The organism is Anabaena sp. 4-3 (assembly GCF_001597745.1).
Lineage (GTDB): Bacteria > Cyanobacteriota > Cyanobacteriia > Cyanobacteriales > Nostocaceae > Trichormus.
The window spans coordinates 59330-75043 of record NZ_LUHJ01000033.1; the positions used below are offsets into that span (position 1 = coordinate 59330).

Annotated in this window: 15 protein-coding genes; 7 read left to right on the top strand and 8 right to left on the bottom strand. The window is 43.5% G+C overall.

Going from position 1 to position 15714, the window contains the following annotated elements:
- The coding region (locus A3775_RS09510) for an efflux RND transporter periplasmic adaptor subunit (RefSeq protein ID WP_066424712.1) at positions 1–1335 on the bottom strand (1335 nt) is incomplete at its 3' end.
- Between the two features lie 816 nt (positions 1336–2151).
- Positions 2152–2757 (bottom strand): DUF4360 domain-containing protein, encoded by a 606-nt coding sequence (locus A3775_RS09515; protein WP_066376819.1) that lies wholly within the window; start codon positions 2755–2757, stop codon positions 2152–2154.
- 444 nt (positions 2758–3201) lie between these two features.
- Between A3775_RS09515 and A3775_RS09520 the strand changes: the two genes are divergently transcribed.
- The 4 genes from A3775_RS09520 to trmFO all read left to right on the top strand — a co-directional run bounded on the left by A3775_RS09520 (position 3202) and on the right by trmFO (position 7482).
- Positions 3202–4356 (top strand): iron-containing alcohol dehydrogenase, encoded by a 1155-nt coding sequence (locus A3775_RS09520; protein ID WP_066424714.1) that lies wholly within the window; start codon positions 3202–3204, stop codon positions 4354–4356.
- A gap of 231 nt (positions 4357–4587) precedes the next feature.
- The gene (locus A3775_RS09525) at positions 4588–5175 is read left to right on the top strand and encodes a TetR/AcrR family transcriptional regulator (protein WP_066424717.1); all 588 of its coding nucleotides are present in this window, start codon (positions 4588–4590) and stop codon (positions 5173–5175) included.
- A gap of 147 nt (positions 5176–5322) precedes the next feature.
- Positions 5323–6006, top strand: coding sequence for a glutathione S-transferase family protein (locus A3775_RS09530; RefSeq protein WP_066424718.1), 684 nt, complete (start codon positions 5323–5325; stop codon positions 6004–6006).
- 141 nt (positions 6007–6147) lie between these two features.
- On the top strand, positions 6148–7482 hold the full coding sequence (gene trmFO, locus A3775_RS09535; protein WP_066376822.1) for an FADH(2)-oxidizing methylenetetrahydrofolate--tRNA-(uracil(54)-C(5))-methyltransferase TrmFO: 1335 nt from the start codon (positions 6148–6150) through the stop codon (positions 7480–7482).
- A gap of 221 nt (positions 7483–7703) precedes the next feature.
- Here trmFO and A3775_RS09540 read toward each other — a convergent pair whose 3' ends face one another.
- From A3775_RS09540 to A3775_RS09560, 5 genes are all read right to left on the bottom strand, one after another.
- Positions 7704–8903 (bottom strand): LL-diaminopimelate aminotransferase, encoded by a 1200-nt coding sequence (locus tag A3775_RS09540; RefSeq protein ID WP_066376825.1) that lies wholly within the window; start codon positions 8901–8903, stop codon positions 7704–7706.
- 188 nt (positions 8904–9091) lie between these two features.
- Positions 9092–9427 carry a co-chaperone YbbN gene (locus A3775_RS09545; RefSeq protein WP_066376826.1) on the bottom strand — a complete coding sequence of 112 codons (336 nt, stop codon included), beginning with the start codon at positions 9425–9427 and terminating at the stop codon, positions 9092–9094.
- Positions 9428–9711: 284 nt separating this feature from the next.
- On the bottom strand, positions 9712–10488 hold the full coding sequence (locus A3775_RS09550) for a PspA/IM30 family protein (protein WP_066424720.1): 777 nt from the start codon (positions 10486–10488) through the stop codon (positions 9712–9714).
- A 172-nt stretch (positions 10489–10660) separates the two neighbouring features.
- Positions 10661–11359, bottom strand: coding sequence for a PspA/IM30 family protein (locus A3775_RS09555; RefSeq protein ID WP_066376829.1), 699 nt, complete (start codon positions 11357–11359; stop codon positions 10661–10663).
- Between the two features lie 78 nt (positions 11360–11437).
- Positions 11438–12733 (bottom strand): SPOR domain-containing protein, encoded by a 1296-nt coding sequence (locus tag A3775_RS09560; RefSeq protein WP_066376830.1) that lies wholly within the window; start codon positions 12731–12733, stop codon positions 11438–11440.
- A 230-nt stretch (positions 12734–12963) separates the two neighbouring features.
- Between A3775_RS09560 and A3775_RS09565 the strand changes: the two genes are divergently transcribed.
- Both A3775_RS09565 and A3775_RS09570 read left to right on the top strand, forming a co-directional pair.
- Positions 12964–13521 (top strand): DUF721 domain-containing protein, encoded by a 558-nt coding sequence (locus tag A3775_RS09565; protein WP_066376831.1) that lies wholly within the window; start codon positions 12964–12966, stop codon positions 13519–13521.
- A gap of 375 nt (positions 13522–13896) precedes the next feature.
- A complete protein-coding gene (locus tag A3775_RS09570; RefSeq protein WP_066424723.1) occupies positions 13897–14211 on the top strand; it encodes a hypothetical protein in 315 nt (104 codons plus the stop codon).
- Between the two features lie 163 nt (positions 14212–14374).
- On the opposite strand, the gene menB is transcribed toward A3775_RS09570, so the two are convergent.
- Complete coding sequence (menB, locus tag A3775_RS09575; protein WP_066376834.1) at positions 14375–15208, bottom strand: 1,4-dihydroxy-2-naphthoyl-CoA synthase; 834 nt, start codon at positions 15206–15208, stop codon at positions 14375–14377.
- A gap of 130 nt (positions 15209–15338) precedes the next feature.
- Between menB and A3775_RS09580 the strand changes: the two genes are divergently transcribed.
- Positions 15339–15572: a DUF4351 domain-containing protein gene (locus tag A3775_RS09580; RefSeq protein WP_066424725.1), complete on the top strand. Its 234-nt coding sequence runs from the start codon at positions 15339–15341 to the stop codon at positions 15570–15572.
- The last annotated feature ends 142 nt before the right edge of the window (positions 15573–15714 follow it).

Here is a 15714-nt window from a genome sequence, read left to right on the forward strand (position 1 = left end):
GGCTGTGACGGGAATTAATACTCCTGGGCGTTCATCCCAAATGACTTTAGCTTGAACTAACTGGCGATTTAGTAATTGTTCTGCACCATTGCTTAAGCTGGCTTTGGCTAAGACTGTTTGGGAATTGGGATTGGCGTTAGGTTCAATAAAACTAATTTTGCCTGTGGCGGTGGGGTTGCCTTGGGAATCTAAAATCTGTATGGGTAATCCCGTCCGCAATTGTGCGGCTTGGTTGATGGGGATGGAAATATTTAGTTCTAAAGCGTTGTTTCTGGTGAGTGTGGTAAGTTGATCGCCTTTACTGACAAAGCTACCCACCCGCACGGGAATGTCACCGACAATACCAGCGAATGGTGCTAAGACGTTGGTGTAACGTACCTGGACTTCTGCGGCTTTGACTTGGGCGGCGGCTTGGATGACTTGCGATCGCGCTTGAGCGATTTCTTCGGGACGTGCGCCGTTTTCTAGTTGTCTGAGGTTTTGTCTTTGCTGTTCTAAGGCTGCCTCTAGTTCTGTAATATCAGAGCGTCGGCTTTTTTGTAGTTGTTCTAATCGTCGCTGTGCTGCTTGTAATCTAGCTTCGGCACTACGTTGTTCTGTGAGATATCCTTCTAGGGTATCTTGGGCAATTGCGCCTTCTTTTCGTAGTTGTTCGTAGCGTTTGGCGCGTGAGTGCGCTAACTCTAAGTCAGATTTTGCTGATTCAATTTGCGCTTCGGCTTGTGCTATTTCTTCGGGACGCGCTCCGGCTTGGGCATCGGTTAACCGGGCTTGGGCTTGGGCTACTCGCGCTTGAGCTTGGGCAATTTCTTCGGCGCGTGTCCCGGCTTTGAGTTCGGCTAGGCGGGCGCGGGCTTGTTCTAATCCGGCTTTGGCTTGTAATAACTGCGCTTGTACATTATCACTTTGCAAGCGGATAACAACTTGTCCCTCTTGGACGCGATCGCCTTGTTTTACTAAAATTTGGCTGACTCGTCCATCAATCTCTGGACTCAATACCACTGAGCGGGGAGCTTCTACACTACCGACAAATACTGAGCTTTCTTGTAAAGTTCCTGGCTCTACTGTTGCTATTCTCACGGTAATTCCCATCGGTCTACCAGCCGCCATCCCTGGCGGTTGATTACCAGTCATGCTACTCTGCCACCACTTCCAGCCAAAAGCACCACCTGCAATTAACAAAATTATGCCAACAATCAAAGGCCAGCGCGGCTTAGGACGACCTGGTTGTTCTGGTTGTTCTGGCTCTACCAAATAACTGTCTTGAGTTTCGGTAGCGGTAGTATCTTCTATTTCCACAGGTATTGAGGAATGAGAATTATCTGAATGAGACATATTTGATGAATCTTCCTAAATTTCAGTCAGTAAAACTACTGGGATATTTTCTATAGTGTGAATTTTTAACAACTAATCTTGGCCTTGATGGCAACTAGGCATGAGGCAATGTTTTGCTTGTCTGCTTCCTCGTCTCCCCTGCTTCCTACCTCCTGACTTCAATAATTTGCATCTTGTCCAACGGGTGAATACAACTGACAAACATCTTTACACAGGTTTCGATGTAGACAGCACAACTGTAATCAAGTGTGCTAGAAGCATAACTACTACATATTATTGGTTTGAATACGCATAAGCTAATCCGGCGGTTGCGGCTTTGATTAACCCTGACTGAGTTGGTGCTGTTGTTGATAAAAAGTTATTCATGATATTTATGCAAGCACTTGCTTGCGAATGCAAGTAATTGCTTGCATTATATACACATAGTTATAAATTTTGTATCACTCCTATCTTGCACCTGGAAATATCAATGTTCAGGACTTACGCAAGTGTCACATTAAATTGTGTCTTGTAGGGTGCGTCAGACTGGTTAACTGCTGTCAACTCGTCGCCACCCAAAAATTCATCCCACACCTCAGCAAGCTGTAGGTGTGGGATGAATTTTTGATTTAGCTAAAAGGAGAGGAAAAAGGAAAAACTAAGCATAAGGCGATGCACACCCAGCAACCTAAAAATAAGGTTTTGAGCAACTTATAAGCAATGCCCACCCTCCAAAAATTATCATCCAGGAACAGGTGCAAGATGTCAGAGAACCGTTTTATACAACGTTTCTACTTGTTTAGGGGAGAATTTCGTTACTCCCAACTTTGAAAATAACTAACGACACTGGCGATATTTGATGTGATAAACCAAACCACGATGAGCGAGGTCAAAAGAGTCAACAGTCGCCATTCCTTGACCACTAGCAGTCATCGCCGCATTTACCCGCATATTTAAACTATCACCACAACGTGACCAAACATTACCTACAGTCACTAATTGATCTCTAACGTTGTAGTCACTTTCGCCTCTAAATGTCCTAGAAAAAACAGGGCCACGCTGACCAGCAAAAAAGTATTCTGCTCTGAGTCTCCCTATTGTGGAAGGAGCAACATAGCCTCGATAATCAGCATCGTAGAGTGAAATCTGATAGCCTTGGGGTACTTTAATCGGAATGCTCAAGTTACAGCTTTTGCGGCGTTCTCTGGCGTTATTTCCTAGGGCTATAAACCTATCAAATAGAATACTTAGCTCTTGACCATCAGGGCTGACGCTGACAGCAGCAGAGCCTTCAGGGCAACCGTTACCGCCATAGTTTGCGCCTAAAATTTCCACTTTGTCGTTAGCAAATGCGGGGGCGACAGATGTGGTGATTAGTGTAGCCGCAGCCAGAAAAGCAGGTACAAACTTAAGAGATGTATTCTTGGAGTTTTGAGTATTCATTACCTACAAGTCTTGCGAATTTTCAATATTCTTAAATTCAAGGTGGAAACGGCGAATTTCGGAAATATCAATTCTTAAGAATTTATATAGCAATTAAATTTAATTTGGAAAAATCGCTGATGTATGACTAATACCAATTCACCTAAAACATGATATAAATACTCATACCAATTCTCTAGGAAGTTGCATCAAGTAAATGATGTAGAGATTAAGCATGGCTAGTCTCTACAGTGCAGAATAAAGTGCATCTATGGCTACGCCACGCAAGCTACATCAAGAAACGGTATCCAACAGTAAAAAGTTACAATCAAGATGATCCTCAAGTAACATAGCCACCTGCTCACCTATGCAAAACCAACACCTGCTATTGATGTCAGCCAAACACCAAAAAAACTGACTACAATACTGAAGGACTTTGAACATCGCCACCTTGAGGTGCATTGCATGGAAAACTTTGTGTTTTACAACCCAGTGAAAATTCTGTTTGGTAAAGGTCAAATTGCTAACATTGGTGCAGAAATTCCTGCTGATGCCAAAATTCTCATGACTTACGGTGGAGGTAGCATCAAAACCAATGGTGTATATGAGCAAGTTAAGTCTGCGTTGGCTGGGCGGGATGTGTTGGAGTTTGGTGGTATTGAACCTAATCCCCACCTAGAAACTCTGATGAAAGCGGTGGAACTGGTACGTCAAGAGGGGATTGATTTTCTGTTGGCTGTAGGTGGTGGTTCAGTTTTGGATGGCACTAAGTTTATTGCGGCGGCGGTTCCTTTTGAGGGGGAACCTTGGGATATTCTCGCCAAGCAAGCACCTGTAACTGCGGCTGTACCCTTTGGTGCGGTGTTAACTCTACCGGCGACTGGTTCGGAAATGAACATCAATGCTGTAATTACCAAGTGGGAAACAAAAGAAAAGTTATATTTCGCCAGTCCCCTGGTATTTCCTCGTTTTTCTGTGCTTGATCCAGAAACGACGTTTTCCTTACCTCCTAGACAAATCGGTAATGGAATTGTTGATGCTTACACCCATGTGATGGAACAGTATTTGACTTATCCTGTGAATGCACCATTACAAGATAGGATGGCGGAGTCAATTTTAAAAACTCTGATTGAGGAGGGGCCAAAAACCTTGGCTAATCCCCATGATTATGATGCAAGAGCTAATGTGATGTGGTGTGCAACAATGGCTCTTAATGGGTTAATTGCTGTGGGTGTTCCCCAAGATTGGGCGACTCACATGATTGGGCATGAGTTGACAGCAGAACATGGTTTGGATCATGCTCAAACTTTGGCGATTGTGCTACCCAGTACCCTGTCTGTGAGACGCGATCGCAAATGGCAAAAGCTTCTACAATATGCAGCAAGAGTCTGGAACATTGTTGATGGTAGCGAAGCAGAACGCATTGAGCAAGCGATCGCTCATACTCGCAACTTCTTTGAGTCTGTTGGTGTACCCACTCGTCTATCTGACTACGGTGTAGGAGTTGAAACCATCCCTGCAATTATTGAACGTCTACAACAGCACGGTTTTTCAACTATGGGTGAACAGCAAGATGTAGACTCTCAAGTTGTTGAGAAGATTTTAACTCTCTGTGCTTAAAAAATCTTGACTTTTGTAGAGCCGCGATTTGTTGCGTCTCTACTGACTCAGGAATTATGCAACTGTCAGAATTAGTAGGGTGCGTCAGATATCAAACATAATTTTCTTGACAGCATTTAAGCAGTCTGACGCACCCTACGAAACTACGAAACATATTTAACGTGACCCTATTGACTATCCTTAATCAATAGTTTTAAAATAAATCAAACCAATTGGTCTTAAATCCCCTTGATGTCCAAAGGCGAAGAAACAAAAGCGCGAATTATCCAACAAGCAGCCGAACTGTTTAACCAACAGGGATATGCTGGTGCGTCTATTTCGGACATCATGCGGGTAACGGGATTAAAGAAAGGAGGAATTTACAATCATTTTCCAAGTAAGGATGAGTTAGCATTACAGGCGTTTGATTATGCGATCGCTTGTGTGAGTAAACATTACAGGTTAGCATTACGAAACCAACGTCATGCAATTCCACGGCTCAAAGCCATGATAGAAGTATTTAGTAGTTTTGTAGACAATCCACCCATACCCGGAGGATGTCCCCTACTGAATACGGCTGTAGAAAGTGATGATGCTCACCCGGCTTTAAGAGAACGCACACAACAAGCAATGACTGCTTGGCTAAATCTAATTCGCCGCATTATTGAAACCGGAATTACAAAAGGTGAAATTCCACCGGGAGTTAATCCCGATGAAATTGCCAGTATTATCACTGCTACTCTAGAAGGTGCAATCATGATGAGTAAGTTATATGGCGATTCAGTTTATATGCAAAGAGCAGTTAAGCATCTGAATCAATACATAGAATTTCATCTGTAAATCAGAAGAGCAAAAATTTTTTTCATCAAAAACAAACCGTTTGGTCTGTAATTTACACAAGATGAGTTATAATAAGCCATCGTAATCAGAAAAAATTTTCCAATAAAACAAACCATTCGGTCTTATTTTCTCAATTAGGAGCTTGTCATGCTGAAATTTTACTATACGCCACTTTCGCCTAATGCTCGGCGTGTGTGGATAACTTTATTAGAAAAAGGCATTGAATTTGAACCAATAATATTAAAATTAAATGGTGATCAATTCCAAGCAGACTTTTTAGAAATTAACCCATTTCACCATATACCAGTTATAGTAGATGACGGGTTTAAGGTAATAGAATCATTGGCAATTTTAGATTATTTAGAAAGTAAATATCCCACACCTTCATTATTGCCTAATGATGCTCAAGCCTTGGCGAAAGTTAGAATGGTGCAAATGGTGACAGCTAATGAACTATTCCCAAAAATCATTTCATTAATTGCTGAGAGTCCTGAATCACCGCAGTTTGGCAAAGCAGTAGAGCATATAAATATAGGGTTGAAATTTTTGTCAGAAATTATAGGCGATCGCACTTTTTTTAGTGGCGAACAATTAACGCTAGCTGATATTGTAGCCGGGACAGTTATACCTTTTTTACCTAACTTGGGTGTGAGTTTAGATGATTACCCTCAATTAAAAAATTGGTGTGAACAAATAAACCAGCGTCCAGCGTGGCAGAAAACCAAACTCAATGACGCAGACTTTGAGGAATTCAAGCGGCGGGTGAGATTTTTGGTGAGGCTGCGTCGGCGTGAAATGAATCGAGATAATCAAGCAGATGAACACAAATAAAGACTTGACAAAAATATTTTTCATACATACCTGATTGGGTAGGTATATTACCTATCTGGATACAAATAATCATCTATGATGATTAATATATCAACGCTCAAACCAAGTGTATTTGATTAATCAGGTATTAAAACTTTAACTATGACTCAACAACCGATACAAGTAATTGGAGGTGGACTAGCTGGGACAGAGGCAGCATGGCAAATAGCCCAGGCTGGAGTACCAGTTATTTTACATGAGATGCGCCCCCAACGCTTCAGCCCTGCCCATCATACAGAACATTTAGCAGAGTTAGTATGTAGTAATTCCTTTGGGGCGATGGCAAGCGATCGCGCGGCGGGTTTGCTGCACGAAGAATTACGGCAACTAGGTTCTATAATCGTATCGAAAGCCGATGAACACGCTGTTCCGGCTGGTGGTGCCTTGGCAGTAGATAGAGGGCAATTTGGACAAGATTTAACGCAAACTTTAGCCAGTCATCCTTTAATAGAATTCCGACGCGGCGAAGTTCCAGCCATCCCCGACGGAATAGTGGTTTTAGCAACAGGCCCCTTAACCAGTCCCGACTTAGCCGCAGACTTACACCGCTTCACCGGGATGGAATACATGAGTTTCTTTGATGCGGCTAGCCCGATTATTGTGGGAGAATCAATCAACCGCGATATTGCGTTTATGGCATCACGCTATGACAAAGGTGAAGCCGCCTATCTGAATTGTCCCATGAACAAGGAGCAATATCTGCGGTTTTGGTCAGCACTTTGCCAAGCTGAACAAACAGAACTCAAAGATTTTGAGCGAGAAACCGCAAAATTTTTTGAAGCTTGTCTGCCCATTGAAGAACTAGCACAACGGGGAGAAGACACCATGCGCTACGGCCCCTTAAAGCCAGTGGGGTTGTCTGATAGCCGTACAGGTGAACGTCCCTATGCAGTGGTGCAGTTGCGACAAGAAGATAAAGCCGGTCAATTGTGGAATATGGTAGGCTTTCAAACAAATCTGCGTTGGGGTGAACAAAAACGAGTCTTCCAAATGATTCCCGGTTTAGAAAAGGCGGAATTTGTGCGGTTGGGAGTCATGCACCGCAACACCTTTATTAATGCACCCCAATTAATGCTACCGACGTTGCAATTTAAACAGCGTCCGACATTATTAGCGGCGGGACAGTTAATTGGCACTGAAGGTTATACAGCCGCAGCCGCCGGAGGTTGTTTGGCAGGAATTAATGCTGCAAGGTTAGCTTTGGGTAAAGAAGCCTTGACGCTGCCCAATACAACCATGATGGGGGCATTATTTGAGTTTATCAGTTCTGCCTCGCCGAAACATTTTCAACCAATGCCGCCGAATTTTGGCATTTTTCCAGATTTAGGCGTGAAAATCAAAAATAAACAGGAACGTTACGGACGTTATCGCGATCGCTCCTTGGCTGATTTGGCTAATTGGAAAGCGAATCTGGTAACTGATATCATGTCCGTTTGAATAGTTATCATCTGTTGGGGTAGGGAACAGGGAACAGTTCAGCATCGAAAACTTATCATAAGTAATTAGCCGGACATGATATGACTTCCAAATCCCAAAATATCCCCAATTTTCTTGTAGGATGGGCAGGTAAGCCCGTCCTATATTTGCGGCAGGATGCCTAACGCCACTTGCTACAAATCGGCAGAACCGCCTAACGCAGTGGCTCCCCCACAAGAGTTTTAAAGAAATGCGGCAATTCTGGCAACGGCGGTTTCTAATATCGGTGGCTCATGGACTAAAGCAAAGCGGACATATCCTTCACCAGATTTACCAAAGCCAGCACCAGGGGAAGCCGCTACACCTGTTTGTTTGACTAATTCGGTACAAAACTCGATAGAATTTTGACTCCAGGGTGAGGGTAATTTTGCCCAGATGTACATTGTGGCTTTGGGAGTGGGAACGTACCAACCGATGCGGTGTAAAGCTGTAATAAAAGCATCACGCCGTTCTCGGTATTTATCTACAGCCGCTTGTACTCCGGTTTGGCAGCCTGTCAGAGCTGCGATCGCCCCATTCAAAATTCCGCGATACTGATTAAAATCTACGGCGGCTTTCACCTGTCGTAAAGCTTGAATTAACTGGGCATTTCCCACGGCGAAACCAATACGGAAACCGCCCATATTATAAGACTTAGAAAGGGTGAAAAACTCAATGGAAATGCTTTTATCTGGGTCGGCTTGCAAAATTGAAGGCACAAGAGATTGAGAATTGGTTAAATTATTTTCTCTCTCCCCAGTATTATCAAATACCAAATCTACATAAGGGAAATCATGAACCAGGACGATATGATGTTGCTGACAGAAGGCGACGGCTTCTTTAAAGAAAGATAAAGGTGCGATCGCAGATGTGGGATTATGAGGATAGCTTAAGACCATCATCCGCGACTGAGCAACCACAGAGGCGGGAATGTCACTGAACACGGGTAAAAAGTCATTTTCGGCGCGCAGGGGCATAGGATAAATTTGCCCACTGGCTAAGTAGACTCCGCCCGCATGGGAAGGGTAGCCAGGATCAAGCAGTAAGGCATAATCGCCAGGGTTGAGTATTGCCAAAGGTAAATGGGCTGTACCTTCCTGAGAACCAATTAAAGGTAGTACCTCAGTTTCCGGATCAACTTTAATCCCAAACTTTTGTTGATACCAGTTCGCCGCCGCTTGCCGAAACTCCCGCGTACCGTTAAACAGTAAATAGCCGTGGGTACTTTGATCATAGAGGGATTGAGCGATCGCCTCAATGACATGGGCTTCCGTGGGTAAATCAGAAGAACCCAGCGACAAATCAATCAACTCTTTACCTGCTGAAATAGCCAAAGCCTTGGCTTTATCCATATCAGCAAAGACGTTAGATTGCAGGGGTTGTAAACGTTGTGCAAATTGCATAGTGGTTATTAGTCATTAGTTATTAGTCATTAGTCATTAGTCATTAGTCATTGGGAATTGGGCATGGGGAATTGGGCATGGGGCATTGGGGTAAAATATCTTCTGCTCCCTCCGCTTCCTCCGCTTCCTCCGCTTCCTCCGCTTCCCAGTAAACAATAATCTATAGACTATCGACTAACGACTATTGACTAATTATTATTTAAGTGCGTATCCAGAAAATCGAGTAATTTGTCTTTGCCAATCACTCCTTCGGTAGAGGCTATTAGTTCTTGTCCTTGAATTAGTCTCAGGGCTGGTACGCCTTCTACTTGGTACTGTTTCACCGTCACAGGATTAGGATCTACTTCTAGCTTGACAACTTTCAGGCGATCGCTATACTTGGTAGCAGCTAAATTTACCAGTGGCGACATCAGTTGACAAGGCCCACACCAGGAAGCCCAAAAGTAAACTAATACAGGCTGCTCGGCTTGCAACACTTCAGTTTCAAACTCAGCATCAGTGATGGTGATTACACCCTTACTCATTGCAGTCTCCATTAGTTGGCATATATCAAAGTTGACACACAAAATACTGTATCCCAAAGTCGTCAACAGTCCATAGTCTCTAGTCCATAGATATTTTCTAATGTTAACGATTGGGGACTGGGAAAGCAGGGGAGGCAGGGGAGGCAGGGGAGGCAGGGGTAGAAAAATCTAATCACCAATGACTAATGACTAATGACTAATGACTAATGACTAATGACTAATGACTAAAACATAAAATCCCACTACCGAGAGGCGTGGGATTAATTGTTGATATGTGGCAATGATTACAGTTGATCCAATTGTCGGCGTAGTTCTTCCAAATCTTTATCAACCACGTCGTTAGATTTGGGGGAAGAGGTGGTTTCTTGTTGGGGGGGTAATTGGGGCTGGTTGGCTGGGGTGGCAGGTGCTAAAGATGCTTTCAGGGCTGCTAATTCATCATCAACATCGCTGCTAGCTTCTAACTGTGCAAATTGGGTTTCTAAGTCTGCTCCTGCTAACTCGGCGGCTGACTGGGCGCGGGCTTCTTGCATCAGGACTTTTTCTTCCATGCGCTCGAAGGCTGCCATTGCACTGCTAGTATTCATGCCACGTACCATCCCTTGAAGTTGCTCTTGGGCTTTGGCTGTGGTAATCCGGGCTTTGAGCATTTCTTTCTTGGTTTTGGCTTCAGAAATTTTGCTTTCTAGCTGGATTAAGTTGCGCTTGAGGGTTTCTACCTGAGTGCTTTGTTGCTCTAGGCTAACTTTTAGGGCTGTACCGGTTTCAGTATATGTTTTTTTACGTTCTAGGGCTTGTCTGGCTAGGTTCTCATCGCCTTTTTGTAGTGCTAGTTGGGCGTTGCGTTGCCATTTATTGATTTCGTTTTGCGCCTCATTATACTGTTTCTCAGTGCGTTTTTGGGCAGCGATCGCCTGTGCTACTCCCTGACGCAACTGTACCAAGTCTTCCTGCATTTCCAGGATAGCTTGTTCCAGCATTTTTTCTGGGTCTTCGGCTTTATTGACTAAATCGTTGAGGTTAGCACTGACTACTCGCTTAATCCGATCAAATAATCCCATAACTTTGTTTTTCCTTGTGAGGTTTACGCTTTGGGTTGGGTGGTTCGCTTTTTTACTATTTAATAACTTCCATTTTTAATGTCATGATTCCGGTTTGGTTCGGTACATCCAGACACCCATATATTTGCTAAGATATCTCCTTATTTTAATCATTGCCCAATTTTTCAGATTCTTAACTTGGGGGCAGTTTTTGCGGCTGTATATTTTTCCCATCGTCTAAGAGATGGGATTTCATCGCTGCTAGTTCCTGATCAACATCCTGGGCGGCTTCTAGTGAACTAAACTGTTTTTCTAAGTCATCACCACCCAGTTGGGAAATAGCCTCTGATTGCGCTTCTAATTGTAAAACTTTATCTTCCATGCGATCAAAAGCACTGAGGCTGCTGGTGGCAGATACTCCACTGAGCATATCTTGCAGTTTATAAGAAGCTTGTGCCGCACGCGCGCGAGCGATATACATATCTTTTTTGGTTTTCGCCTCCGCAATTTTTAACTCTAGGGTGCGGGTATCCTGCTTGAGTCTAGCTACTATCTCATTTTGCTGTTGTATTTGGTTAGTCAAGGCTGTAGCTGTTTCTAGATAGGCGTGGCGTTTGGTGAGGGCTTCTCTGGCTAGGGGTTCATTTCCTTGTTGTAGAGCCAATTGGGCGCGACGATACCATTCTTCTGCTGTTGACTGGGCGGCTGCGGCTTGGCGTTCAGTGCGTTTTTGGGTGGCGATCGCCTGAGCTACTCCCTGTCGCAATAACAGCAAGTTTTCTTGCATTTCCATGACGGTTTGTTCCAGAACTTTTTCTGGATCTTCGGCACTACCTAGGAAACTATTCAGATTAGCATTGATCACTCTCACCATCCGCTTGATCAATTCCATGTCGCCTCTCCAGTCAACGTTTAACAAGCAGGCCATATTCTCTACGCCTTATTCATCCTATCGTACAATTTTTACCCCTCAAGGCTGTTGTACCCTGGCTTGAATTCCCTTGGCTTGTAGCTGCTTGAGTCTTTGTTGTGCTTGCTCTTTTGTATTGAGCGCGCCTAGATAAATTAATGTTTTACCCGGTGATAAGTAAGCATCTGGAACTACCTGTTTTGCTGTAGCTAACGCATTTGCGCCTTGATTGTCTGCCACTATGTAGTAAAGTCCATCTGCTGCTGGTTTGATTTCTGCATTTGTCTGGGTTGATGTTGCTGTGGGTGATGGCGAAGGTTGTGGGCTTGGTGATTCATCCAATGATGGTAAAGTTTGCACCTGTGCTACCGGATTGGTGACAGGGGGAATGGCTGGTGTAGGGATAGCAACCGGGTTAGATGGGGCTGTGGGAGTTGGTAGAAGTTTAGGTTGCAAGCCCACGATATCATTAGAATCTCTCACTTGAGGAAATTCTTTGGCTGCTAAGTTGGGATGTCTAGGAATGGGTGTGAGTTCTGGTTGTGGTTGAGGCTGGGAGTTAGCATTAACTACCTCTGGAATTTCTACAGTAGAATCTGATTCGTTGTTAAATAATTGACTGAAATTTAACTGAGGTAAACTTTTTGGGTTGAATACCACGTAACCCAACATCAGGCTTGCTAATAATAACAGCAGTATGGAGCCTATACCCAAGGGCGATAGCAAGCTATCACTAGCATTGCTTGGTTGGCTATCAGTTTGTGGTTGTTCATCCGTCAAACTACGTAGCAATGCTTCACTTGATTCTAAATAGTCGTCTGGTTCGGTAGGCGTGTCATCTGCTAACAATTGATGATTTTGATTAGCCTGGGCGGTGGTGGGGATGATGCCACTAGCGGCATTGGGAGGAGGGAGGGGAATTTGTGTGTTTGACTCAGGCAGGCTGCTAGGAATCTCAGGTTTTTGGGGTGTTTCTGTTTTAGCAGTGCTTGGTGGTGCTGGTGGGGTTTGTGTGTCAGGTGTAGGGGGTGTGTATTTGCTAATTTCTACAGATGGTGGTGTTGGTGGGGTTTGTGTTACAGGTGTAGGGGGTGTATATTTGCTAATTTCTACAGCGAGGGGCTGAGTATTGCCCACGGTGCTAGTTTTTGCAGTCGCTTCTGGCTGGGGACTGCTGACATAATTATGCAGTAAGGGTTGGCTGACTGCCCTAACTCCGAAGCGTGTACGTCGGTAACGAGCTAATTCTTGATCTAACTGCACTTCTAAACTGGCTAGTGCTGCGGCTAATGCTGGTTTGATTGTGGGAGTTTTAAGCGATCGCGTACTGGAATCCATTAGGCGGTTTTGACTCATTGTCTGTTTACCTCCAACTTAGGCTGCTGGATTAAGTGTCAATCCTTTTGTGCCAATAGTAACCAAAATATAGGAATTCGATTTGATTATTGACAAGGGAACAGGGAACAGGGAACGGGGAACAGGGAACAGAGGTGTACTGAGTTTTTTTTAGCAATCAAATATGATTCCTATAGTTGATTAGTATAGTTTCCAGAAGCAATTCTTATTTTTAGTATTTATGAGGCAAGATGGCTTGGAAATCAGTTAATGATATTTTAGATGCTTTACAACAACAAGCTAAATGGCAAGAACAACCATTTCAGCGTGTGCTTCAGTGCTGGGCAGAAGTTGTTGGTGTGGCTGCGGCTAAACACTCTCGCCCGTTATCATTGCAGCGTGATGTTTTGCGGGTGGCAACTTCTAGCGCAGCTTGGGCGCAAAATCTCACATTTAGCCGCCAAACATTATTAAAAAAGTTAAATACTAAGCTGTCTCTATCTTTGCTGGATATTCGCTTCTCTACTGCTGGCTGGCAAAATTCCGCCGAGGCGGCAAAGCCACAATTAACTGTATCGCCTCAACAACACCCCAGTTATGTGGGTGATAGTAACAGCTATGAGGCTGATGTGGAACCTACTGGGCAAAATGTGCATCAAGCTTTTAAGTTTTGGGCTAAGACTATGCAAGTGCGATCGCAAGGCTTACCACTTTGTCCTCAATGTCAATGTCCCACCCCCCCTGGTGAACTTGAACGTTGGGGAATATGCGCCCTTTGTAGTGCAAAACAGTCAACAAACAAGATGTAATTCCCTAGATTCTGTATCAATCATCAATTTTTTTCTATTTCAGTCTCATTTGAGATGTATTCATATCTAGACTTATTATGCTGGTAAAATAGCTTATAGGGTAAATTTTATCAATTAATTGAAATTTTCCCATAAATTTAAACCTTTCAACTTAACCTTGATCCCCATTGATTTATAGGCAATAATTTGTATGTACCTACTATACGTAACATTGAAAAATATAACGGAATTATAAAAAGAATCTAAAGGTTATTTTAGCAATAAAAGGCTACAAACTATATAGGATCAAGCATTTTGGGTTTTCTACGTATTTTTGTGTAGGAGGAAAATATAGGCAAATAAATTTGCCCTGAACGGCATTAAAGATGAACCCAAATGAAACCCATTAATTGTTTGACATCTGCCTGTAGATATTGTCGCCATTACCAGCCTGAAGGGCGGCGTGGCGGAATCTGCCAAAAGTTGAGCGCACCAGTCCAAGCGGGTTGGAAAGCTTGTAATTTAGCATTACCCGCTTTTGCACCTTCTTGGGAAACTCTAGAAGATGCTTGGAGTTTACCAGATGCTACACCAGTTTTAAATAAATCTGATTGCCAAATAACTAATTTAGACAACGCTGCTTTTGTTCCTGTTCAGGAAACTACTGCCTCCACTTTTGAACAAACAAAAGCTGAGACAGTATTAATCTAACCATCCATAATCTTACCTGACTGTGTTTACAGTCTGTGTAACATTAAGATTTGCTTTTAAATTTTCTCGTGCTGTAAAGTTCAACAATGGGAATCATCGCACCTCTAGGCAGGGTGCGATTTTTTTCGCTTTAAGTCATCAAGCCACAGGTGCAAGATGTGTTTTAAGGTAGCCAAGGAAATTCACGAAAATTCGGGGGGCGTTTTTCTAAAAAGGCTTGCTTGCCTTCTGCACCTTCTTCTGTCATGTAATATAACAAGGTGGCATTACCAGCTAGTTCTTGTAAGCCAGCTTGTCCGTCACAATCAGCGTTAAATGCAGCTTTTAAACAGCGAATGGCAATAGGGCTTTTTTCTAAAATTTCTCGCGCCCATTTAATTCCTTCTGCTTCTAATTCTGCCACTGGCACTACACAATTGACTAAACCCATTTCTAAAGCTTGTTGGGCATTGTATTGACGGCAGAGAAACCAAATCTCGCGGGCTTTTTTTTGTCCAACTATACGCGCCAGATAGCTAGCACCAAAACCACCGTCAAAACTGCCAACTTTTGGGCCAGTTTGCCCAAAAATGCCATTATCAGCCGCAATGGTTAAGTCACAAATTAAGTGTAAAACATGTCCGCCCCCAATCGCATACCCAGCCACAAGCGCAATCACAACTTTGGGCATGGTACGAATGAGGCGTTGTAAATCCAACACATTCAACCGGGGAACGCCAGCATCATCTAAATAACCAGCTTGTCCCCGCACACTTTGATCACCACCCGCACAGAAAGCGTATTTCCCATCAGTATGGGGGCCTGCACCCGTAAATAAGACTACGCCAATGGAAGTATCTTCACGGGCATCACAAAAAGCATCATACAGTTCAAAGACAGTTTTGGGACGAAAAGCATTACGTTTATGGGGACGGTTAATGGTGATTTTAGCGATACCGTCGGTTTTATGGTAAAGGATATCTTCGTAGGTTTTAGCTGTTTGCCAGTTGATTTGCATGGTAATGAAGTATGCTCTGGTGCTTGAGAATTTTATCGCGGACTTAGGGTGTTGCGATCGCTTGAGTATCTCAAAGCATTAAAATTAAGCTTATAAGTTTGCTACCCTGAGTCGAGAGGAAGCTGAAGCAATGTTAGGACTAAATTTGGAAGAAACGCGAGTTTATCGGGAAGCTGAAGAACAGGGAGAAAGAAAGCTTGTCCTCAGACTGTTAAACCGACGAGTGGGTGAGATTCCTGAGCCACTTAAAACTCAAATTAAGGCGTTGTCACGAGAACAATTAGAAGCTTTAGCTGAGGCTTTGTTAGATTTCTCTACGCTTGCGGATTTGCAAGGGTGGTTACAAAGTCAAGCCAGAGGATAAATTTGATGCAAGAAATTGTTTCTCATACCAATTCTCTATGAAGTTGCACGAAAAAATGATGTAAAGACTAAGCATGGCTAGTCTCTACAGTGCAGAATAAAGTAGGGGCGGGTTTATTTAGATCATCGTTAATCAGTCAGGG

Coding starts and splice junctions, on each gene's coding strand:
- A3775_RS09515 (WP_066376819.1), bottom strand. CDS start 2,757: ATGAATACTCAAAACTCCAAGAATACATCTCTTAAGTTTGTACCTGCT.
- A3775_RS09520 (WP_066424714.1), top strand. CDS start 3,202: ATGGAAAACTTTGTGTTTTACAACCCAGTGAAAATTCTGTTTGGTAAA.
- A3775_RS09525 (WP_066424717.1), top strand. CDS start 4,588: ATGTCCAAAGGCGAAGAAACAAAAGCGCGAATTATCCAACAAGCAGCC.
- A3775_RS09530 (WP_066424718.1), top strand. CDS start 5,323: ATGCTGAAATTTTACTATACGCCACTTTCGCCTAATGCTCGGCGTGTG.
- trmFO (WP_066376822.1), top strand. CDS start 6,148: ATGACTCAACAACCGATACAAGTAATTGGAGGTGGACTAGCTGGGACA.
- A3775_RS09540 (WP_066376825.1), bottom strand. CDS start 8,903: ATGCAATTTGCACAACGTTTACAACCCCTGCAATCTAACGTCTTTGCT.
- A3775_RS09545 (WP_066376826.1), bottom strand. CDS start 9,427: ATGAGTAAGGGTGTAATCACCATCACTGATGCTGAGTTTGAAACTGAA.
- A3775_RS09550 (WP_066424720.1), bottom strand. CDS start 10,488: ATGGGATTATTTGATCGGATTAAGCGAGTAGTCAGTGCTAACCTCAAC.
- A3775_RS09555 (WP_066376829.1), bottom strand. CDS start 11,359: ATGGAATTGATCAAGCGGATGGTGAGAGTGATCAATGCTAATCTGAAT.
- A3775_RS09560 (WP_066376830.1), bottom strand. CDS start 12,733: ATGAGTCAAAACCGCCTAATGGATTCCAGTACGCGATCGCTTAAAACT.
- A3775_RS09565 (WP_066376831.1), top strand. CDS start 12,964: ATGGCTTGGAAATCAGTTAATGATATTTTAGATGCTTTACAACAACAA.
- A3775_RS09570 (WP_066424723.1), top strand. CDS start 13,897: ATGAAACCCATTAATTGTTTGACATCTGCCTGTAGATATTGTCGCCAT.
- menB (WP_066376834.1), bottom strand. CDS start 15,208: ATGCAAATCAACTGGCAAACAGCTAAAACCTACGAAGATATCCTTTAC.
- A3775_RS09580 (WP_066424725.1), top strand. CDS start 15,339: ATGTTAGGACTAAATTTGGAAGAAACGCGAGTTTATCGGGAAGCTGAA.